Source organism: Saccharothrix violaceirubra (genome assembly GCF_014203755.1).
GTDB classification, from domain to species: Bacteria; Actinomycetota; Actinomycetes; order Mycobacteriales; family Pseudonocardiaceae; genus Actinosynnema; species Actinosynnema violaceirubrum.
Genome location: NZ_JACHJS010000001.1, coordinates 7,251,905 through 7,271,784, shown reverse-complemented (window position 1 = coordinate 7,271,784; position 19,880 = coordinate 7,251,905). Strand labels below are relative to the sequence as shown.

General features: G+C 69.5%; 17 protein-coding genes and 2 pseudogenes. 7 read left to right on the top strand and 12 right to left on the bottom strand.

The features are described from left to right. Positions 1-4: 4 nt before the first annotated feature. The 3 genes from F4559_RS33790 to clpB form a co-directional block, all read right to left on the bottom strand. Complete coding sequence (locus F4559_RS33790) at positions 5-1,120, bottom strand: XRE family transcriptional regulator (protein ID WP_184675113.1); 1,116 nt, start codon at positions 1,118-1,120, stop codon at positions 5-7. Between the two features lie 10 nt (positions 1,121-1,130). Beyond that, positions 1,131-2,471 carry a helix-turn-helix domain-containing protein gene (locus tag F4559_RS33785; RefSeq protein WP_184675112.1) on the bottom strand — a complete coding sequence of 447 codons (1,341 nt, stop codon included), beginning with the start codon at positions 2,469-2,471 and terminating at the stop codon, positions 1,131-1,133. Positions 2,472-2,571: 100 nt separating this feature from the next. Continuing rightward, entirely contained in the window at positions 2,572-5,154 is a 2,583-nt protein-coding gene (gene clpB / locus F4559_RS33780) for an ATP-dependent chaperone ClpB (protein ID WP_184675111.1), read from the bottom strand. 177 nt (positions 5,155-5,331) lie between these two features. On the opposite strand from clpB, the gene F4559_RS33775 reads away from it, so the two are divergent. Together F4559_RS33775 and F4559_RS33770 are read left to right on the top strand one after the other, a co-directional pair. Then, positions 5,332-5,712 carry a VOC family protein gene (locus F4559_RS33775; RefSeq protein WP_184675110.1) on the top strand — a complete coding sequence of 127 codons (381 nt, stop codon included), beginning with the start codon at positions 5,332-5,334 and terminating at the stop codon, positions 5,710-5,712. 485 nt (positions 5,713-6,197) lie between these two features. After that, the gene (locus F4559_RS33770) at positions 6,198-7,301 is read left to right on the top strand and encodes an FAD-binding oxidoreductase (protein WP_246446748.1); all 1,104 of its coding nucleotides are present in this window, start codon (positions 6,198-6,200) and stop codon (positions 7,299-7,301) included. 31 nt (positions 7,302-7,332) lie between these two features. On the opposite strand, the gene F4559_RS33765 is transcribed toward F4559_RS33770, so the two are convergent. Continuing rightward, positions 7,333-8,031 (bottom strand): HAD family hydrolase, encoded by a 699-nt coding sequence (locus F4559_RS33765; protein ID WP_184675108.1) that lies wholly within the window; start codon positions 8,029-8,031, stop codon positions 7,333-7,335. Positions 8,032-8,117: 86 nt separating this feature from the next. Between F4559_RS33765 and F4559_RS35730 the strand changes: the two are divergent. The 4 genes and pseudogenes from F4559_RS35730 to F4559_RS33750 form a co-directional block, all read left to right on the top strand. Then, positions 8,118-8,258: pseudogene (locus F4559_RS35730) on the top strand (helix-turn-helix domain-containing protein); the annotation flags it as partial. A gap of 614 nt (positions 8,259-8,872) precedes the next feature. Continuing rightward, entirely contained in the window at positions 8,873-9,331 is a 459-nt protein-coding gene (locus tag F4559_RS35725) for a hypothetical protein (protein ID WP_246446785.1), read from the top strand. Between the two features lie 108 nt (positions 9,332-9,439). Then, positions 9,440-9,667 (top strand): hypothetical protein, encoded by a 228-nt coding sequence (locus F4559_RS33755; protein ID WP_184675107.1) that lies wholly within the window; start codon positions 9,440-9,442, stop codon positions 9,665-9,667. Between the two features lie 50 nt (positions 9,668-9,717). Continuing rightward, entirely contained in the window at positions 9,718-9,987 is a 270-nt protein-coding gene (locus F4559_RS33750; protein ID WP_184675106.1) for a hypothetical protein, read from the top strand. A 27-nt stretch (positions 9,988-10,014) separates the two neighbouring features. On the opposite strand, the gene F4559_RS33745 is transcribed toward F4559_RS33750, so the two are convergent. The 6 genes from F4559_RS33745 to F4559_RS33720 all read right to left on the bottom strand — a co-directional run bounded on the left by F4559_RS33745 (position 10,015) and on the right by F4559_RS33720 (position 15,901). Continuing rightward, the gene (locus F4559_RS33745) at positions 10,015-10,440 is read right to left on the bottom strand and encodes a heat shock protein transcriptional repressor HspR (protein ID WP_184675105.1); all 426 of its coding nucleotides are present in this window, start codon (positions 10,438-10,440) and stop codon (positions 10,015-10,017) included. After that, positions 10,437-11,603: a molecular chaperone DnaJ gene (dnaJ, locus tag F4559_RS33740; RefSeq protein WP_184675104.1), complete on the bottom strand. Its 1,167-nt coding sequence runs from the start codon at positions 11,601-11,603 to the stop codon at positions 10,437-10,439. The genes F4559_RS33745 and dnaJ overlap by 4 nt, the downstream gene beginning before the upstream one ends. A gap of 116 nt (positions 11,604-11,719) precedes the next feature. Next, positions 11,720-12,352: a nucleotide exchange factor GrpE gene (grpE, locus tag F4559_RS33735; protein ID WP_184675103.1), complete on the bottom strand. Its 633-nt coding sequence runs from the start codon at positions 12,350-12,352 to the stop codon at positions 11,720-11,722. Next, entirely contained in the window at positions 12,349-14,199 is a 1,851-nt protein-coding gene (dnaK, locus tag F4559_RS33730) for a molecular chaperone DnaK (RefSeq protein ID WP_184675102.1), read from the bottom strand. Before dnaK ends, grpE begins: the two co-directional genes overlap by 4 nt. 240 nt (positions 14,200-14,439) lie before the next feature. After that, entirely contained in the window at positions 14,440-15,222 is a 783-nt protein-coding gene (locus tag F4559_RS33725) for a DUF4097 family beta strand repeat-containing protein (RefSeq protein ID WP_184675101.1), read from the bottom strand. A gap of 139 nt (positions 15,223-15,361) precedes the next feature. Beyond that, positions 15,362-15,901 carry a hypothetical protein gene (locus F4559_RS33720; protein WP_312865957.1) on the bottom strand — a complete coding sequence of 180 codons (540 nt, stop codon included), beginning with the start codon at positions 15,899-15,901 and terminating at the stop codon, positions 15,362-15,364. A gap of 186 nt (positions 15,902-16,087) precedes the next feature. Here F4559_RS33720 and F4559_RS33715 point away from each other — a divergent pair, with 186 nt between their 5' ends. Next, complete coding sequence (locus F4559_RS33715; RefSeq protein WP_246445387.1) at positions 16,088-18,286, top strand: (Fe-S)-binding protein; 2,199 nt, start codon at positions 16,088-16,090, stop codon at positions 18,284-18,286. A 19-nt stretch (positions 18,287-18,305) separates the two neighbouring features. On the opposite strand, the pseudogene F4559_RS33710 reads toward F4559_RS33715, so the two are convergent. After that, positions 18,306-19,327, bottom strand: a pseudogene (locus F4559_RS33710) (IS5 family transposase). Between the two features lie 113 nt (positions 19,328-19,440). After that, positions 19,441-19,815 (bottom strand): phage holin family protein, encoded by a 375-nt coding sequence (locus F4559_RS33705; protein ID WP_184675099.1) that lies wholly within the window; start codon positions 19,813-19,815, stop codon positions 19,441-19,443. Positions 19,816-19,880 lie beyond the last annotated feature (65 nt).

The window sequence follows — 19,880 nt, the reverse complement described above, 5'->3', positions numbered from 1 at the left end:
TCCCTCAGCCGACCAGCCGCTCGCGATGCGCCCAGGCAAGCGCGAGACAAGCCGCACTGGTCGCCCCCTGCGGCTCCCGGTCCAAGAAGCGGCGAACGGTCGGCTCGTCGAACGCAAGCGCCTCGACGACCCGCCCTTCGCTGTTGTCGACGACCCGATCCCGGAACAACCGGTCGAACACCTCGGGCTCGAACACGACGACCGTGCAGACCGTGGTGTGCAGGGTGAGCGCGTTGAGGACGACGCCGGTGAGGTGCGCGGACAGCCCGCCCTCGTCCCGGGCGGTGGTGAGGTCGCGGTGGAACGGCCAGACGTCGTAGTCGAGCGGACGACCGGTGGTCCCGTCGTGCTCGGGCTCGCCCAGCAGCTCCTCGCTGTACTCGCGGACCGTGTTCCGCCACAGATCGAGATCGGCCCGCAGGCTCTCCGACGCGATCCCGGCCGGCTGGAACTCACCCGCCGGTACCACCCCGTACTGCCCGCCACCGGACGCCACCCGAGTCGGATCGCGATAGAGCATGAGGAATGTCGGCGGGTCGCCGCGCCGAATCGTCAGGGTCCCGATCGAGGTCCCGACAGCACGCCGCCCCAGGTCGAACGGGTCGCCTACCAGGGAACGGAACGGCAGCACCCCGTGCGGCTCGACGGCGAACTCGTGGCCCAGCGCCTCCGAAACGTCGAGCACGTCGAAGTACATCGTCGAACCGAACGTCAGCCGCCCGGCGCCGGGTCCGACGTCGAGCAGCCGATAGGAGGGCCGGTTCTCGAACAGACGCGGCGGCGCCAGATACCGGAACGCGGCGCTGTACCTGGAGAAGGCGCGCCCGGGGGAGCGCAACGGCAGGACCGCCCGCAACTCGGCTTCCGTTCCCGTGATCACCGGCGGCGGAACGTCCCGCCAATCGAGCACGACCTCCGTCAGCGGAATCGGCTCGGCAGGAATCCAACCGGGCGCGGCGAGCACCGACGTGTCGGGCACGCGCCACGCCGGGGCGTAGCGGTCGACGGCCCGCCGTTCGAGCGCGGTCAGGTCGCGGACCAGCACTGACCGCTGCTTCCGCCACCGTTCCTGGTCGGCCGCCACAGCCGCCTCCACGATCGGACCGATCGCACCCGACACGACGCCTCCCTCAACCGACCAGTCGTTCCCGATGCGCCCAGGCGAGCGCCAAGCAGGCCGCATTGGTCGCCCCCAACGGCTCCCGATCGAGGAAGCGGCGAACGGTCGGCTCGTCGAACGCGAGCGCCTCGACGACCCGCCCCTCCGCGTTGTCCGCGACCCGATCGCGGAACAACCGGTCGAACACCTCGGGTTCGAACACGACGGCAGTGCAGATCGCGGCGTTGAGGCCCGGAGCACTGAGCACTACCCCCAGGACCTGCGCGGACAGTCCACCCGAGTCCCGGGCGGCGGTCAGGTCGCGGTGGAACGGCCAGACCTCGTAATCGAGCGGACGACCAGTGGTCCCGTCGTGCTCGGGCTCGCCCAGCAGCTCCTCGCTGTACTCCCGGACCGTGTTCCGCCACAGGTCGAGATCGGCCCGCAAGCTCTCCGACGCGATCCCCGCCGGCTGGAACTCCCCCGCCGGCACCACCCCGTACTGACCTCCACCGGACGCCACCCGCGCCGGATCGCGGTGGAGCATGAGGAACGTGGGCGGGTCGCCGCGCCGAATGGTGAGGGTGGCGATCGAAGTGCCGACCGGCCTCGTATCCAGGTCGAACGGCCGGGCCAATCGGGAACGGAACGGCAGAGCGGACCACCCCTCGCCGACCGGTGCGACCGCGAGTTCGTGGGTCAGCGCCTCTGACACGTCGTACTTGTCGAAGAACGTCATCGCGCCGAACGTCAGCCGACGGGCTCCTGGTTCGACGTCGAGCAGCCGGTAGGAGGGCCGGTTCTCGAACAAGCGAGGAGGGGCCAGGTACCGGACAGCGGTGCTGTACCGGGTGAAGGCACGTCCGGGGGACCGCAGCGGCAGCACCGGCCGGAGTTCGGCCGCCGTGCCGGTGATCATCGGCGGCGGGGCGTCCCGCCAGTCGAGCACGACCTCTGTCAGCGGAATCGGCTCGACGGGAATCCAGCCGGGCAACGCGAGCACCGGCGCGTCGGGCAGATGCCATGCCTGGTCGTAAAGCGCGCGGGCCCGCCAAGCGAGTGCGGTGCGGTCGCGGATCAGCACCGACCGCTGCTCGCGCCAACGTTCCTGGTCAGCCGCGACAGTCGCCTCCGGCATCGGCGCCGGAACGACCGGCATGGCGGGGAGCGGGACGTCCAGCAGTTGGTCGAGTTCACCCATCGTGATGCCGAGCAGGGTCGAGAGCCTGCTCCGCTGGTGAGGGTGCGGCGAGCGGCTCCCGGCCTCCCAACGGACCACCGCCGAGCGGTCGACCCCCATCGCCTCCGCGAACGACTCCTGAGTGAACCCCGCCGCTTTCCGGGCGCGGGTCAGTCCCTGGCGCTTCCCCATGACGCACACCGTAGCGGCACGATCACCGCAGGTCACCGAGGTGTCGGCCGACCCGCGCCGCTCCGTTGCGTCCACGCAACGGAGCGGCGGGGCGTCGTACTCAGCCGCGTCCGACGATCAGCCCGGACTGGTCCGGGATCACGTCCACCTTGACCGTGTCCCCGTCCCGCACCTCCCCGGCCAGCAACTCCTTCGCCAGTTGGTCACCGATCGACGACTGCACCAGCCGCCGCAACGGCCGCGCGCCGTACACCGGGTCGAAGCCGTTGAGCGCCAGCCACTCCCGGGCCGCGGGCGTGACCTCCAGCGTCAGCCGCCGCTGCGCCAGCCGCCCGCCGAGCCGGTCGACCTGGATGTCGACGATCGACGTCAGCTCCTCGGTCTCCAACGCGCGGAACACCACGACGTCGTCGAGCCGGTTGAGGAACTCGGGCTTGAAGTGCGACCGCACCACGGTCATGACCGCGTCCCGGCGACCGCGCTCGTCCAACGCCGCATCGGCGATGACCTGCGACCCCAGGTTCGAGGTCAGCACGAGGATCGTGTTGCGGAAGTCGACCGTCCGCCCCTGCCCGTCGGTGAGCCGGCCGTCGTCGAGCACCTGGAGCAGCACGTCGAACACGTCCGGGTGGGCCTTCTCTACCTCGTCGAGCAGCACCACGCTGTACGGCCGCCGCCGCACCGACTCGGTGAGCTGCCCGCCCTGGTCGTAGCCGACGTACCCGGGCGGCGCACCGACGAGCCGGGCCACCGAGTGCTTCTCGGAGTACTCGCTCATGTCGATGCGGATCATGGCCCGCTCGTCGTCGAACAGGAACCCGGCCAACGCCTTGGCCAGCTCGGTCTTGCCGACGCCGGTCGGGCCGAGGAACAGGAACGAACCGGTGGGCCGGTCCGGGTCGGCGACGCCCGCGCGGGTGCGCCGGACCGCGTCCGACACCACGCGCACGGCCTCGGCCTGGCCCACGACGCGGTGGCCCAGTTCCTCCTCCATGCGCAGGAGCTTGGCCGTCTCGCCTTCGAGCAGGCGACCCGCCGGGATGCCGGTCCACGCCGCGACCACGTCGGCGATGTCGTCCGGGCCGACCTCCTCCTTGAGCATCACGGCCGCGTCCTGCGTGGTGCGGGCCGCCTCGTCCAACTCCTTCTCCAACGCCGGGATGCGGCCGTAGCGCAGCTCGGCGGCCCGGCCGAGGTCACCGTCGCGCTCGGCGCGCTCGGACTCGCCGCGCAGCGTCTCCAACTGCTCCTTCAGTTCGCGGACCTTCTCGATCGAGCCCTTCTCGTTCTGCCAGCGCGCGGTCAGGCCGGACAGGGTCTCGCGCTTCTCGGCGAGTTCGGCGCGCAGCGCGGCGAGGCGTTCGACGGAGGCCGCGTCGGACTCCTTGGCCAGCGCCATCTCCTCGATCTCCAACCGGCGCACGGCCCGTTCGACCTCGTCGATCTCGACCGGCCGGGAGTCGATCTCCATGCGCAGCCGGGACGCGGACTCGTCGACCAGGTCGATCGCCTTGTCCGGCAGGAAGCGCGCGGTGATGTAGCGGTCGGACAGCGTGGCGGCGGCGACCAGCGCGGCGTCGGTGATCCGTACGCCGTGGTGCACCTCGTAGCGGTCCTTGAGGCCGCGCAGGATGCCGACCGTGTCCGCGACGGAGGGCTCGCCGACGACGACCTGCTGGAAGCGGCGTTCCAGCGCGGGGTCCTTCTCGACGTGTTCGCGGTACTCGTCGAGCGTGGTGGCGCCGACCATGCGCAGCTCGCCGCGGGCGAGCATGGGCTTGATCATGTTGCCCGCGTCCATGGCCGAGTCGCCGGTCGCGCCCGCGCCGACGATGGTGTGCAGCTCGTCGATGAACGTGATCACCTGGCCGGCCGAGTCGGTGATCTCCTTGAGCACGGCCTTGAGGCGTTCCTCGAACTCGCCCCGGTACTTGGCGCCGGCGACCATGGCGCCGAGGTCCAGGGCCACGACCCGCTTGCCCTTGAGGGACTCGGGCACGTCGCCGGCGACGATCCGCTGGGCCAGGCCCTCGACGATCGCGGTCTTGCCCACGCCCGGCTCGCCGATCAGCACCGGGTTGTTCTTGGTGCGCCGGGACAGCACCTGGACGACGCGGCGGATCTCGGTGTCGCGGCCGATGACCGGGTCGAGTTCGCCCTTGCGCGCGCGTTCGGTGAGGTCGACGCCGTACTTCTCCAGCGCCTTGTACGTACCTTCGGGGTCGGGGCTGGTCACGCGTGCCGAACCGCGCACACGGCCGAACGCCTCACGCAGGGCGTCCGGCGTGGCGCCGTGGCCGCGCAACAGGTCGGCGACCTGGCCGCCGTGCTCGGCGAGGCCGACCAGCAGGTGCTCGGTCGACACGTACTCGTCGCCCATGCCCGTGGCCAGTTCCTGGGCCTTGGTCAGCACGCGCAACGCATCACGCGAGAGCTGCGGCGCGGAGACGGACGAGCCGCTCGCGGCGGGCAGCGCGCGGGCCAGCCGGTCCAGGTCGGCGTGCACCCGGCTCGGGTCGGCGCCCACGGCCGTGAGCAGCGGGGACGCGATACCGTCGCCTTGGGCGAGCAACGCGCCGAGGAGATGGACCGAGCTGACGTCGGGGTTGCCCGCGACGGTCGCGGCCTGCACGGCCGCGGACACCGCCTGCTGGGTCTTCGTGGTCGGGTTGAAAGCGTCCATTCCTCACCTCGGTCGGTGTGCCAACGCGTGGGTGCCAGGGTCCCGCACCAGCCTTCGCTTGGCTCAACGTCAGAAAAGTTGAGTCAGTTCCACTCAACCCTGGCCGGCGATGTGGTGTGGACCACGTCGACCCGAAACCCCGATGCGAGGGCGCTTCGCGCGCACGAGGATCGGTGGATGACCTCTCTCGTCCACAACATCACGTTCGACACCGGGAACCCCTACGAGCTGGCGTCGTTCTGGTCCAAGGTCGTCGACCGACCGCTGTCCGACGACGACAAGCCCGGCGACGACGAAGCGATCATCGCCCTGTCCGGCGGGCCGAGCCTGCTGTTCCTGCGCGTGCCCGAGGGCAAGACCGTGAAGAACCGGGTGCACCTCGACCTCCAGCCGAGCACGACGCGTGAGGAGGAGGTCGAGCGGTTGATCGGCCTCGGCGCGAAGCTGTTCGACGACCAGCGCCGCCCGGACGGGACCGGGTGGGTCGTGCTGACCGATCCGGAGGGCAACGAGTTCTGCGTTGAGCGCAGCGCAGCCGAGAAGGCCAAGACTTCCTGAGCGTGGTCACCCACACGTACCAACTCGTTGTCCACAGGGGCAGTGGAGTTGTCCACAATCCGCAGGTGGGAATCCACAGGCGACCCCGATTCACAGTTGACGCGCTGTGCACCATCCACCGATGGAGTGACGGAGCGTCACTCGGATTCATGGCACCATGAGGTTCGAGTTGCTTATTCACATGAACGAGTGACTAACGGACACTATCGAGGGAATTACCGTGCGGAAGACCTCGTGATACCACCCGCCGGGGGCAGGGGTTAGTCACTCCGAGTGATCACCCAGCACTCAAAGGTGGCATCAAGGGGTCGACCGGCCAGTTGACGGGTTACTGTCGCCTGGTCGGGGTGGGAATGACCAGAACGTAGCGCCTTGCGGCGTGCTGCCGGAAACATGGAGACTGCGGCCGGACCATGACTGCCAACGCTGTGCTGAGCCCCATCCCCAGCCCCTCGCACCGGGAACCGCCACCGGGTGTGACCGCCATGATGCGGTTGATCCGGGAAAGCTGGGCGGTGGTGGAACCGCGTTCCGAAGAAGTCGCCAAGTACTTCTACGGCATGCTCTTCAGCCTCGCGCCGGCCACCCGCGAGATGTTCCCGGCCAACATGGAGGTCCAGCGCAGCCGCCTGTTGCGCGCGCTGGTCCACGTCGTCCAGATGGTCGACCGCCCGGACGACCTCCTCCCGTTCCTGCGCCAACTCGGCCGCGACCACCGCAAGTTCGGCGTGGTCAACTCGCACTACGAGTCGGTGGGCATGGCGATGCTGGCCGCGATCAAGAAGCACGCGGGGCCGGCGTGGACACCCGAGGTCGAGATGGCCTGGGCCGAGGCGTACACGATCATGGCCCGCACCATGCAGGAGGCCGCGGCGGCCGACGACGGTCCGGCGTACTGGCACGCCACGGTCCTGGAGCACCAGCGCGTCGGCTGGGACCTGGCCGTGGTCCGCCTCCAGCCCGACCACCCCATCGGCTACCGCGCCGGCCAGTACGTGAGCGTGGAGACACCCGGCCGGTCGCGGATGTGGCGCTATTTCTCGCCGGCGAACGCGCCGCGCGAGGACGGCATCATCGAATTCCACGTCAGATCGGTGGAGGGCGGCTGGGTCAGCCGGTCGGTCGTGGGGCACACGGCGCCGGGCGACGTCTGGCGGATCGGACCGCCGATGGGGCGGTTGGGGGTCGACCGCGAGTCGGGACGGGACGTCCTGATGATCGCCGGTGGCACCGGGGTGGCGCCGATGCACGCGATCATCGACGAGATGGCGCAGTGGGGGCACAACCCGCGGGTGCACCTGTTCGTGGGCGGACGGACGCGTGAGGACCTGTACGACCTGGACAACCTTCAGCGGGTCGCGGCGCACAACCCCTGGCTGACGGTCGTGCCGGTGTTGGAGTCCGATCCCGGGGTGCGCGGGGTGGAGCAGGGGACGTTGGCCGACGTGGTGACCCGGTACGGGGCCTGGGAGGAGCGCGACGTCCTGGTCTGCGGATCTCCGGGGATGATCCGCGCGACCGTGAGCCGCATGCTGGTGGCCGGCACACCCCTGGACCACATCAAGTACGACCCGTTCACGCTGGACTGAGGCCCGGGCGGCGGGCGACGACGAACGCCGGTCAGCCGATCAGCAGGCCCTTCAAGGCTTGCGGATCGCGCAGGTCCGCCAACACCTCGTCGGCTCCCGCTTCCCGCAGTTCGTCCGCGCCGGTGTTCCCGCTCGCGACCCCGATCACCCGCGCACCCGCCGCACTGGCCGCTTCGACGTCTCGCCGCGTGTCACCGATCAACACCGTCCTGAGTCCACCGAAGTCGACTCCGACTCGCGCCCAGGCCCGTGCCCGCGCGATGTCGACCAATTCGGCCCGATCCCGGTGGTCGTCCCCGTAAGCGCTCGTTTCGAGATCGACATACCGGTCGAGAGCGAACACCGCCAACTTCACGCGGGCGACGGCCCTCAGGTTTCCGGTCAGCACCCCTTGGTGCACCGACTTTTCCCGGGACAGTGCAGCCAGCGCTTCCCGCGCGCCCGGCAGCACCCGCCCACGCGCGGCCAGTTCTCCACGACCTGACTCGTAAGCCGCCACCAAGGCCCGTGCCAGCCGGTCGACGTGCTCGACCGTCGGCTCGACCCCGTGCAGCGCGAGGGTTTCCGAGATGATGTCCGGCTCGGTCCGCCCGCTCACCTCCGCGAGCCGCTCGAACGCCAACCCGAACGCCTCGGGCATCGCGCGCTCGTACATCTCACGCCCCACCCCACGAGACTGGAGAAGGGTGTGGTCGATGTCCCAGAGCACGAGCGCCCGAGGCGTGATCATGAGTACCAGTCTGTCACCCGGTCGATCCGTCATATCGTCGGGCGTAGTCTCGGCTGGGCCAGTTCCCGGGAATCAGTCGAGGCGGCATGAATCAGCAAATCGCTCGCCGAATCGGAGAACGTGTCCGCTTCCACCGCGTCGCCGCACGGCAGACCAAAGTGGTCATCGCAGGGTTGGCAGGAATCTCGGACGACTACCTCTATCAGATCGAACGCGGCTTGAAAGTGCCCACGGTACCGGTGGTCCTGGCATTGGCCGAGGCACTCGGGGTAGGCGTGGAGGCATTGTTGGCTGCCACTCCGCCAGCCTCGCCCTCCAAGCTGTCGCCTGCCTCTTCAAGCAACCTCTACCGTGCGATGACCAGTCCTGCCGAAGGCAATACGGCCGACTTGGCGAACGCATCCGATCTTGCCCGGGCGGTGGGTGACGCATGGCGGACCTGGCAGACCTCACCCATGCGCTACACCGCGCTTTGCGCGACGCTTCCCGCCCTCATCGTCGACACGGATCGAGCGGTCCGCCTGCACCGCGGCGACGACAGTGCGCATCGACGTCGGGCGGCTGAGCGCCAGGCCGCCGACCTGTACGGTCTCGTACGCTCGGTGGCCAAGCGGGTCGAGCGAATGGACCTGTCACTCGTGGCCGCAGACCGTTCGCTCCGGGCTGCGGAAACAGCCGATGATCCACTCAGGCTGGCTGCGGCCCGGTGGAACCTGGCCCAGTACTGTTGGCCGACGGGCAAGCCGATGGAGCCGAAGACACCGCGCTCCACGCCGTCCGAGAGCTTGGTCCGGAAGTCGAACGCGGCAGTCTCGATGCCTTGGCTCTCCACGGTTCGCTCATGCTCCTGGCCGCGATGGCCGCCGCACGCAAAGGCGAGCGGTGGACCGCACAGGACAGGGTGCGATCCGTCGAACCCGTGGCTCGACGAACCGGTGAACGCAACACGCTCTGGACTGCCTTCGGGCCGACCAACGTCAAGATGTTCGCGGTCGCGGTCGCGGTGGAAGCCGGTGCCGCCGCCGAAGCCCTCCGACTGGCAGAACAAATCGATCACCACCACTCCCCTTCACTCGAACGCCGGGTGGCCTTCTTGATCGACCAGGCCAAAGGCCATGAGCAACGCCGTGACTACGCGAGCGCCCTCGTCATGCTGACCATGGCCGAACGGGAAGCTCCCGAGGACATGCGCCACCGCCCGGCTGCTCGTGGTCTCCTGGACACTTTGGTCCGACGTGGACGTCGAACCGTCGCCGCCGAAGCCGCACGCATGGCCACCCGCGTCGGGGTTCCGCTCTGATTCCCGACCCTGGGACAACCCGAACCACCGGCTAGGGTTACTCGCCGGTAATCCCTCTACCGTCGCCGCGTGCTCATCCACGGTCGTCCGAGGGGTTGAAAGTCCGACATGAACGAAGCCGGGCAGGAAGACAAGCGGCAGGCAGAACTTGTGTCCCTGACCGTGAAGTTGACCGTCTCCGAGTTGGCGGCGATGAGCCATGTCGCCGTGACGGTGACCTCGGCAGCCGACCAGGTGAAGGTCAACGCAGCCGACAGGGCTCTCCGCAAAATTCGCGATGCCGCGCGGCAACACAAGTCACTACCTCTGATACCCCGGATACAGGCACGTCCATGACGACGTTGTCACCGGACCAACCGACCTATCACCCATAGAAAGGCATCACCATGTCCACCGCACTCAGGACAAGCGTCTACCTGTCCCTTACCGACCACGTCGAGATCGCTGCTCGCATCGCCGCGGATGACACCGTGGAGATCACCTTCGACCGCGAGGCCGACTTGTTGCTCACACCAGGAGCCTTCCTCGCGCTGACCGCCGCCTTCGAAGACGTCTCGAACGAACTGCTGAAGCGCACGGCAACCGCGGACGCCGGAACCATCGACTCGGCAAAGCCGCCGATCGACAGGATCGCCGACCTGTCAGCCTTGGAGTGATCACAGCGTGGGAGGCCCGGGTGGCGCTCAGCGTTGGCGGGGTTTCCAGACGACCAGTGCGGTCTCGTGCCTCACCGGCACGAGGTCTCGGCGGTAGCTCGCGTGCACGGATGCCGCTGCGGCGTCCGCGGCGGCCAGGGCCGAAGCCAGTTGCTCGGTCAGTTCCTGCACGTGGGCGCGTAGGGCGCCGACTTCGTTCTCCAGTTCGATGATGCGCTTGATGCCCGCCAGGTTGACGCCTTCCTCCTGGGACAGGCGTTGTACCTCGCGCAGCACCACGATGTCGCGCATCGAGTAACGACGGCCGCCGCCCGACGTGCGGCCCGGTGACACCAGGCCCATGCGGTCGTACGAGCGCAAAGTCTGCGCGTGCAGCCCGGAGAGCTGGGCGGCCACCGAGATCACGAAAAACGGGGTGTCCTCGTCCGTACCGGGCGGGAACGGGAAGGTCATGTCGACCTCTTCTCCACCAACGCGTTCAGCTCGGGTCGCGGGTCGTGCTGTGCCGTCGCCTTCGCGTACGCCTCCAGGGCGTCGCGGGCGGCGGCGTCCATGTTGTTCGGAACGGCCACCTGCAGCGTGATCAGCAGGTCGCCCGCCTGGCCGTCGCGACGGGCGATGCCCTTGCCCTTCGCCCGCAGGACGCGACCGGTCGCGGTGCCGGCGGGGACCTTCAAAGTCACCTTGCCGTCCAAGGTCGGCACGGTCAACGTCGTGCCGAGGGCCAGTTCGGGGAACGTGACCGGCACTGCGACCGTCAGGTCGTTGCCCGACCGGCCGAACACCGCGTGCGGGTTGACGTGCACGCGCACGTACAGGTCGCCCGCCGGGCCGTTGTTGCGGCCGGGTTCGCCCTGGCCGGCCAGGCGGATGCGCTGGCCGTCGTCGACGCCGGCCGGGATGCGGATCGTCAACGTGCGGGTCTTGGTGCTGACGCCCTCGCCCGCGCACTCCGGGCACGGGTCGTCGATCAGCCGGCCGGTGCCGCGGCAGTCGCGGCACGGCTCGGAGAACGCGAACGCGCCCTGGTTGCGGTTGACCAGACCGGCGCCGGCACAGGCCGGGCAGGTGCGCGGGGTCGTGCCGGGACGCGCGCCCGAACCGGCGCACGTGCCACAGGTCGAGGGCGACGACAGCCGCAGCGGCACGGTCGCGCCGCGCACGGCCTCGGTGAAGTCGATGCGGACGTCGGTCTCCACGTCCTCGCCGCGCCGGGGCCGGTTGCCGCCACCGCCGCCGCGCTGGCGGTTGAACAGCCCGCCGAGCAGGTCGCCCAGACCGCCGGCGCCACCACCGGCGGCACCGCCCTGACGGCCGAACAGGTCGCCGACGTCGAAGCCGCCACCCGTGCCGAAACCGCCGGGGAAGCCACCGCCACCGGCGAACAGCCGCCGGGCCTCGTCGTACTGCTTGCGCTTGGACGCGTCCGACAGCACGCCATAGGCCTCCGACACGGCCTTGAACCGCGCCTCGGCCTTGGTGTCGCCGGGATTGGCGTCCGGGTGCAGTTCCCGAGCCAGCTTCCGGTACGCCCGCTTGATCTCGTCGGCCGACGCATCGGACGAGACGCCCAGCTCGCGGTAGAAGTCCTTCTCGATCCAGTCCCTAGCGCTCACCCGGACGCCCCTGTGGTCGTTCGCCCCTCCTCACAGGGGCGGCGGGGCAGCGCGGTCCGGTCGCACCCGGGAGGGACCCGGGTGCGGCCGGACGCCGCCTCGCGTGTGGTCGGTTGTCAGTCGCCCGATTCCTCTGCCGGTGCGGGCGACTCCGAAGCCGGAGCCTCGTAGTCGGTCACCGCCACCAGCGCGGGACGCAGGACGCGCTCGCCGAAGCGGTAGCCGCGCCGCAGCACGGCCGTCACGGTCGGCCCGCTCACGTCCGGGGACGTGCCGTGCTGGACGGCCTCGTGCACGGACGGGTCGAACGCCTCGCCGTCGTGCCCGAACGACTCCAGCCCGGACCCGCGCAGCGCGGCGGTCAGCTTGTCCGCCACCGCCTTGAACGCGCCGGTCAGGTCGCCGTGGGCTTCCGCGCGCTCCACGTCGTCGAGCACGCCGAGCAGTTCGTTCGCCACCTGCGCCTTGGCCGTGGCCACGACCAGCTCCCGGTCGCGCTCGACGCGCTTGCGGTAGTTGGCGTACTCGGCGGTCAGCCGCTGGAGGTCGGACGTCCGCTCGTCGAGCTGGGCCTTCAGCTCGGCGGCCGGGTCGGGCTCGACCGGTGCGGCGTCGACCACCTCGGCGTCGACCGGCTCGGGCTGGTCGACGTCGGTCCCGGCCTCGGGCGTGCGCACCTGTCCGGTCTCGGGGTCGACCCGCCGGCGGTCGGTCACGACCACCGGCGGGTGCTCGTCGGGTGCGGTCACTTCTTCTCGTCCTCGTCGACGATCTCGGCGTCCACCACGTCGTCGGCCTGGGCGTCGCCGGCCGCCGCACCGGCCGCGCCACCGGCGGCGGCGTCGGTCGGGGCACCCGTGTTGGCGTAGAGCGACTGGCCGATGGCCTGCGACTCGGTGGCGAGCTTCTCCACGGCGGAGCGCACGGCCGCGATGTCGGTGCCCTTGAGCGCCTCGGTGGTCTCGGCGAGGGCCGCGTTGACCTTCTCCTTGACCTCGGCCGGGATCTTCTCGTCGTTCTCCTTGACGACCTTCTCGGTCTGGTAGACCAGCGTCTCGGCCTGGTTGCGGACCTCGGCCTCGTCACGCCGGCGCTTGTCCTCCTCGGCGTGCGCCTCGGCGTCGCGGACCATGCGCTCGATGTCCTCCTTCGGCAGCGCGGAGCCGCCGGAGATGGTCATCGACTGCTCCTTGCCGGTGCCCTTGTCCTTGGCGGACACGTGCACGATGCCGTTGGCGTCGATGTCGAAGGTGACCTCGATCTGCGGGACGCCGCGCGGCGCCGGCGGCAGACCGGTCAGCTCGAACATGCCGAGCTTCTTGTTGTCCGCGGCGAAGTCGCGCTCGCCCTGGAAGACCTGGATCTGCACGGACGGCTGGTTGTCGTCGGCCGTCGTGAAGGTCTCGGACTTCTTGGTCGGGATCGTGGTGTTGCGCTCGATGAGCTTGGTCATCACGCCGCCCTTGGTCTCGATGCCCAGGGACAGCGGGGTGACGTCGAGCAGCAGGACGTCCTTGACCTCGCCCTTGAGGACACCGGCCTGGAGCGCCGCGCCGACGGCGACGACCTCGTCCGGGTTCACGCCCTTGTTCGGCTCACGGCCGCCGGTCAGCTCCTTGACCAGCTCGGCCACGGCGGGCATGCGGGTCGAGCCGCCGACGAGCACCACGTGGTCGATCGCGCCGACCGAGATGCCCGCGTCCTTGATCACGTTGTTGAACGGCGCGCGGGTGCGCTCCAGCAGGTCGTTGGTGATGCGCTGGAACTCGGCCCGGGACAGCGTCTCGTCGAGGAACAACGGGTTCTTGTCCGCGTCGACCGTGATGTAGGGCAGGTTGATCGTGGCGGTGGACGAGCTGGACAGCTCGATCTTCGCCTTCTCGGCGGCCTCGCGGATGCGCTGCAACGCCATCTTGTCCTTGGTCAGGTCGATGCCGTTGGACTGCTTGAACCGGTCGACCAGCCAGTCGACGACGCGCTGGTCCCAGTCGTCGCCGCCGAGGTGGTTGTCACCCGAGGTCGCGCGGACCTCGACGACGCCGTCGCCGAGTTCCAGCAGCGAGACGTCGAACGTGCCGCCGCCGAGGTCGAAGACCAGGATGGTCTGCTCGGTCTCGCCCTTGTCCAGGCCGTAGGCGAGCGCGGCCGAGGTGGGCTCGTTGACGATGCGCAGGACGTTGAGGCCCGCGATCTGGCCGGCCTCCTTGGTGGCCTGGCGCTGCGCGTCCTCGAAGTACGCGGGGACGGTGATCACCGCGTCGGTGACCGGCTCGCCCAGGTACGCCTCGGCGTCGCGCTTGAGCTTCATCAGCACGCGCGCGGAGATCTCCTGCGGCGTGTACTTCTTGTCGTCGACCTCGGTGGTCCACTCGGTGCCGACGTGTCGCTTGACCGACCGGATCGTCCGGTCGACGTTGGTCACCGCCTGGTTCTTGGCGGGCTGACCGGTGAGCACCTCGCCGTTCTTGGCGAAGGCCACGATGGACGGGGTGGTCCGCGACCCCTCGGAGTTGGCGATGACCGTCGGCTCGCCACCTTCGAGAACCGCGACGACGGAGTTGGTCGTCCCCAGGTCGATGCCGACCGCTCGCGCCATTTGGAAACCTCCTGGTAGTGCCTTTGTGAGAGCCCCGCATTGAGCGGCGCCGACTCAAGTTTGCCAGGAACCCCGGACTTGAGTCCACCCGACTCAACCTTTCTGACTGACCCAACGAGCGACCAGCCGTCCGGGTTCCCGCGAGCGAGTGATCCGGACCACTGCGGGTAGCCGGAACGCCCGGAAACGCCGTCGGCCGGCCGGACCTGGACAGGTCCGACCGGCCGTACGACCTCGCGACTACGCGGCGTGCAGCGTCACGTCGCCGCTGTTGGCCCGCAACACCAGGTCCACAGTGGCCGCCGGGTCGCTCTTGACCGACACGTCGGTGTTGCCCGACCCCGACCCGGCCTCGACCTTGTACGCGCCGGCCGGCACGCGGACGTCCACGTTGCCCGAGCCGGCCTCGGCCCGGACCGGCTTGACCTGGGCCATCTTCACGATGAGGTCGCCGGAGTTGTTGTCGACCGACACGGCACCGCGCATGCCGGTCAGCGTCGCATTGCCCGAGCCCAACTGCCCGGTGAAGTCGCCGCCCACGTCGGTGGCGTTCACGTCGCCCGAGTTGTTCTCCAGGCGCACCGCGCCGGAGATCCCCTTCAGGGTCGCGTTGCCGGACCCGAGGTCGATCTCGACCGACGCGAGGTCCTCGAACCGGACGTCGCCGGAGCTGTTCTCACCGACGATCTTGACGTCCTTGGCCGGCACGACGACCTCGTAGTCCACGGAGCACTGGTTGCCGCAGCCCTCCAGGACCAGGGTCGAGCCCTCGGTCCGGTAGGTGTCCTTCGGCGGCGCGTCCATGCTCTTGGAGAAGTTGAACGTCCGGACGATCCTGACCTCGGTCGCCTGGTCCGAGGAGCGCACGAAGGCGTCGCCCGAACCGTTCTGCACGCGCACGGTCGCGATCTGGTCCTTGATCGTGTGCTCGTCCCGGAGGGTCTCCTGGACGAACTTGACGCACGACGTCAGTCCCATCGCCACCGTGACCACGGCGACGGCCGCCACGATCCGCTTCACCACGACTGCCCCCTCGAAACCTGCCTGCCGGTCTTCGATGCCACGGTCAACGCTAGGGCGCCGGGAGGGTCGGGCACACCGGGGGAACCCCCGAACCCGTACGGGGGTTGTCCCTACCCCGGTGCCGGGCGCCAGGCGCAGGTCAGGCGAGCGTCTCCACGATCGCGCGCAGCGCCGGCGCGCCCCGGCCGGGGTCGTCCAGGAAGTGCTCGGACGCGATCACGTGGGTCGCGGTCGTCCGCTCCCACACCAGGCCGCGCACGGCCACGACCGTGATGACCAGCCGAAACGGCTTGACCGGCCGACCGAGCCGGTACCGGACGCCGCGCACGACCTCGGCGACGGGCAGCGCACCGGCCCGGCGTGGCCGGCGTGCCGAGTACTCGGCGAACGCGGGCAGGAGCGCGCGCAGGGCCGCGCGCGACGCGGGACGTCCGGCAAGCGATGGCCCGTCGGGGTCGATCGGCGACCGGCCGGGCGAGGCGTCGCGGGCGTGGTCGAGCACGTCGGCCCACCAGCCGAGCCACTCGTCGGCCGCGGCGGCGCGGTCCACGCCGGGCGGCACCACCACCGGCACGGACGGGTCGAGGCCGGGCAGTTCGGGCACGGTCTCGACGGACAGCGCCAGGGTGTCGCGGAGGAACAGGACGCAGTCCACCGCGCGGTTGGTCGTGTGGGACACCTGCCAAGACTCACGAGACGCGAATCCCATGCACCTCATTGTCCAGCGTGAAGGTCAACACTGAGGCATCGGAACCGACACGGACGACCGCTTGAATGGGCGGACGATCACCACCAAGTGGTTACCCATCAGTAGTCGGGCGTAGGGTGCCCGACCAGGAGAACGACGAGGAAAGGCCACCGCGACATGGGAGCCCTTCAGCTCAGCCTCGGCGCCGTAGGCGTCGCCGTCAGCGTTTTCGCGTGGGGGCTGTTCGTCGCCGGAGTGGTCCGGATGATCAAGATCATCAGGCTGGGCCAACCGGACGCGACGCGCAACGGACCGTTCGTGCCGCGACTGCGCACGTTGATCGTGGAGTTCGCCGCGCACACCCGCATGGCGAAGTTCCGCAAGGTCGCGCCCTGGCACTGGCTGGTGATGTGGGGCTTCCTCATCGGCTCGGCCGTGTTGTTCGAGGCGTACGGCGAAGTGTTCTCGCCGGGCTTCCACTGGCCGGTGATCGGCACGTGGTCGCTGTGGTCGCTGCTGGTCGAACTGCTCGGCATCGGCACCGTGGCCGGTGGCGTGGCGCTCGCCGTGATCCGGCAGCTCAACCACCCGCGCCGGGCCGACCGGCTGTCCCGGTTCGCCGGTTCGGACTTCAAGGCCGCGTACTTCGTCGAAGCCGTCGTGATCATCGAGGGCCTCGGCATCCTCGGGGTGAAGGCGTTCAAGCAGGCGTCCGGCCTGGAGGACCCGCCGCTGTGGTCGTCCTTCGTCACGGCGCCGCTGGGCGAAGTCCTGCCCGCCTCGCCGGACTGGGTCTCGGTCATGGCGGTCGTCAAGCTGCTCTCGGGCATGATCTGGCTGATCGTGGTCTCGAAGAACCTGACCATGGGCGTGGCGTGGCACCGGTTCAGCGCGTTCTTCAACATCTACTTCAAGCGCGAGGACGACGGCGGCGTGGCGTTGGGCGCGCTGCGGCCGATGATGAGCGGCGGCAAGGTGCTCGACCTCGAAGAGGCCGACCCGGACACGGACACGTTCGGCGTCGGCAAGGTCGAGGACTTCACGTGGAAGGGTTGGCTGGACTTCAGCACGTGCACCGAGTGCGGGCGCTGCCAGTCGCAGTGCCCCGCGTGGAACACGGGCAAGCCGCTGTCGCCGAAGCTCGTGATCACCCAGCTGCGCGACCACGCGTTCGCCAAGGCGCCCTACCTGCTCGCGGGCGGCAAGCGCGACATGGCGGGCGACGAGGTCGGCCTGGTCGAGGACAAGTACGAGGACTACAAGAAGCGCCTGGAGTCCATCGACGTGCTGGCGCTGGCCGAGTCCGAACGGCCGCTGATCGGCGGCGCCGACGAACTCGGCGTGATCGACCCGGACGTGCTGTGGTCGTGCACGACCTGCGGCGCCTGCGTCGAGCAGTGCCCGGTGGACATCGAGCACGTGGACCACATCGTCGACATGCGGCGCTACCAGGTGCTGATCGAGTCGAACTTCCCGTCGGAACTCGGCGGCATGTTCAAGAACCTGGAGAACAAGGGCAACCCCTGGGGCCAGAACGCCAAGGACCGCCTCGCGTGGACCGACGAGCTGGACTTCGAGGTGCCGGTGTTCGACGGCGAACTCGGCGACGCCGAGTACCTGTTCTGGGTCGGCTGCGCGGGCGCGTTCGAGGACCGGGCGAAGAAGACGACCCGGGCCGTGGCCGAACTCCTGCACACCGCCGGGGTCTCCTACGTGGTGCTCGGGCCGGAGGAGACGTGCACCGGCGACCCGGCACGGCGCGCGGGCAACGAGTTCCTGTTCCAGATGCTGGCGCAGCAGAACGTCGAGGTGCTCAACACGGTCTTCGAGGGCCGCGAGCCCGGTCGGCGCAAGATCGTCGTGACGTGCGCGCACTGCTTCAACACGCTGGCCAACGAGTACCCGCAGGTCGGCGGCACGTACGAGGTCGTGCACCACACCCAGCTGCTCAACCGCCTGGTCCGCGAACGCCGCCTCGTGCCGGTCGCCGAGATCGCCGAGGACGTGACCTACCACGACCCGTGCTACCTCGGTCGGCACAACAAGGTCTACGAGGCGCCGCGTGAACTGGTCGGCGCGGCGGGCGCGAACCTGCGCGAGATGCCCCGGCACGGCGACCGGTCGATGTGCTGCGGCGCGGGCGGTGCGCGCATGTGGATGGAAGAGCGGATCGGCAAGCGCATCAACGTCGACCGCGTGGACGAGGCGCTGGGCACGGCGCCGTCCAAGATCGCCACCGGCTGCCCGTTCTGCCGGGTCATGCTGACCGACGGCGTGACCGCGCGGCAGAACGAGAAGGCGGCGGCGTCCCACGTCGAGGTCGTGGACGTGGCGCAACTGCTGCTGACCGCGGTGCGCCGCGGCCAGGCCCGCTAGGAGCTGTTTGGGGTTGGGATCATGTGGTTGGGGTAAGGGTCTTCAACCACATGATGGCTCCTCGTAGATGCAGTCCGGCCTCGTAGCTTTGTGGTGTCTTGTCGTAGCGGGTGGCCAGTCCGCGCCATGTCTTGATCTTCTGGAAGAGGCGTTCGACGGTGTTGCGCCGCCGGTAGCGCACGGGATCGAAGGACACAGGCCGCCCGCCGGCGGAGCCCTTGTTCCTGCGGTTGGCCCGCTGGTCGGTCTTCTCCGGGATCACAGCCGTGATCCGGCGGCGGCGTAGGTAGGCCCGGTTGGCTTTGGAGGAGTACGCCTTGTCCGCGGCCACCGCGTCCGGACGGGTGCGCGGCCTTCCGACCGGGCCGGGAACCCGGATCCGGTCCAGCACCGTCCGGAATTGCGGGCTGTCCCCGGCCTGGCCAGGGGTGAGCACGAACGCCAACGGCAGCCCGGCGGCGTCGACCGCGGTGTGGACCTTGCTGCTCAGCCCGCCCCGGGACCGGCCGAGCCCGGCCGCCGCAGCCCGCGCCTTCCGACGGCGCCTACGGGCGGCACGGTCCCGACCGGCAGATGTGCCCGCGTCGGTCGTGTCCGGCGCGGACCGCGACGCACCACCCGCAGCACGCTCCGCTGGACGGGCAACGGAGCCCCTTTTTCCCCGGTCAACGCCTGTTCCAGCGCGTCAAGGGTCTCCCCGGTCACCGCGAGTCCGGCCGATTCGTGGTGTGCCCGCACGATCGTGGAGTCCACGCTCACCAGTTCCAGGTCGACCTGTCCGCGGGAGGCGGCCTCGGCGATCAGCGCCTCCATCAGCGTCTGGAACACTCCGGTCTTCGCCCAGGTGTTGAACCGGGAGTAGACGGTGGACCAGGGACCGTACCGTTCGGGCACGTCACGCCAGCCTGACCCGGTGCGGAACCGCCACAGGATCCCGTTGAACTGCTCCCGCACCCGACGTGGCAACGGCCCGGTGGCCGCCACCGGCATATGCGGCTCGATCAACGCCCACTCGGCATCGGTCAGATCAAAACGCGCCACATCCGTGTTCTACCAGCCCAACCAGCACACCACCGGGCCCACCTAGATCCGAACTTCAAACAGCTCCGCTAGTCCACTGTGGATGGCCCCGGCGTGGCGCCGGGGCCGTTCGCTCAGTCGGCGATCCGGTCGTAGACCAGGTTGAGCACCCAGCTCGTGAGCGCGACGACCAGCGCGCCGAAGAACGCGGGCCAGAACCCGGTGACCGTGAACGGCAGGCCCAGCTCGCCCGCGAGCCACCCCGTGAGCCAGAACAGCAGGCCGTTCACGACCAGCCCGATCAGGCCGAGGGTGACCAGGTAGAACACGCACCCGAAGAACTTGACCACCGGCTTGACCACGGCGTTGACCAGGCCGAACAGCAACGCGACCCCGACCAGCGTGCCGATCTTGCCGGGCACCGAGGCGCCTTCGAGGTCGATGCCGGGGATCACCGTGGAGATCCACACCGCGACGGCGGTCAGCACCACGTGCACCAAAATGCCCATGCGGCAGGCTAACCGCGCCGATCAAGCCCGGCCAGAGGGCGACTGTCCGGAACGGACGGAAGGGC

What these genes read in the sequence shown, in the direction of transcription:
- F4559_RS33785 (WP_184675112.1), bottom strand. Translation starts at nt 2,471, where the DNA reads ATGGGGAAGCGCCAGGGACTGACCCGCGCCCGGAAAGCGGCGGGGTTC.
- clpB (WP_184675111.1), bottom strand. Translation starts at nt 5,154, where the DNA reads ATGGACGCTTTCAACCCGACCACGAAGACCCAGCAGGCGGTGTCCGCG.
- F4559_RS33775 (WP_184675110.1), top strand. Translation starts at nt 5,332, where the DNA reads ATGACCTCTCTCGTCCACAACATCACGTTCGACACCGGGAACCCCTAC.
- F4559_RS33770 (WP_246446748.1), top strand. Translation starts at nt 6,198, where the DNA reads ATGATGCGGTTGATCCGGGAAAGCTGGGCGGTGGTGGAACCGCGTTCC.
- F4559_RS33765 (WP_184675108.1), bottom strand. Translation starts at nt 8,031, where the DNA reads ATGATCACGCCTCGGGCGCTCGTGCTCTGGGACATCGACCACACCCTT.
- F4559_RS35725 (WP_246446785.1), top strand. Translation starts at nt 8,873, where the DNA reads ATGCTCCTGGCCGCGATGGCCGCCGCACGCAAAGGCGAGCGGTGGACC.
- F4559_RS33755 (WP_184675107.1), top strand. Translation starts at nt 9,440, where the DNA reads ATGAACGAAGCCGGGCAGGAAGACAAGCGGCAGGCAGAACTTGTGTCC.
- F4559_RS33750 (WP_184675106.1), top strand. Translation starts at nt 9,718, where the DNA reads ATGTCCACCGCACTCAGGACAAGCGTCTACCTGTCCCTTACCGACCAC.
- F4559_RS33745 (WP_184675105.1), bottom strand. Translation starts at nt 10,440, where the DNA reads ATGACCTTCCCGTTCCCGCCCGGTACGGACGAGGACACCCCGTTTTTC.
- dnaK (WP_184675102.1), bottom strand. Translation starts at nt 14,199, where the DNA reads ATGGCGCGAGCGGTCGGCATCGACCTGGGGACGACCAACTCCGTCGTC.
- F4559_RS33715 (WP_246445387.1), top strand. Translation starts at nt 16,088, where the DNA reads ATGGGAGCCCTTCAGCTCAGCCTCGGCGCCGTAGGCGTCGCCGTCAGC.
- F4559_RS33705 (WP_184675099.1), bottom strand. Translation starts at nt 19,815, where the DNA reads ATGGGCATTTTGGTGCACGTGGTGCTGACCGCCGTCGCGGTGTGGATC.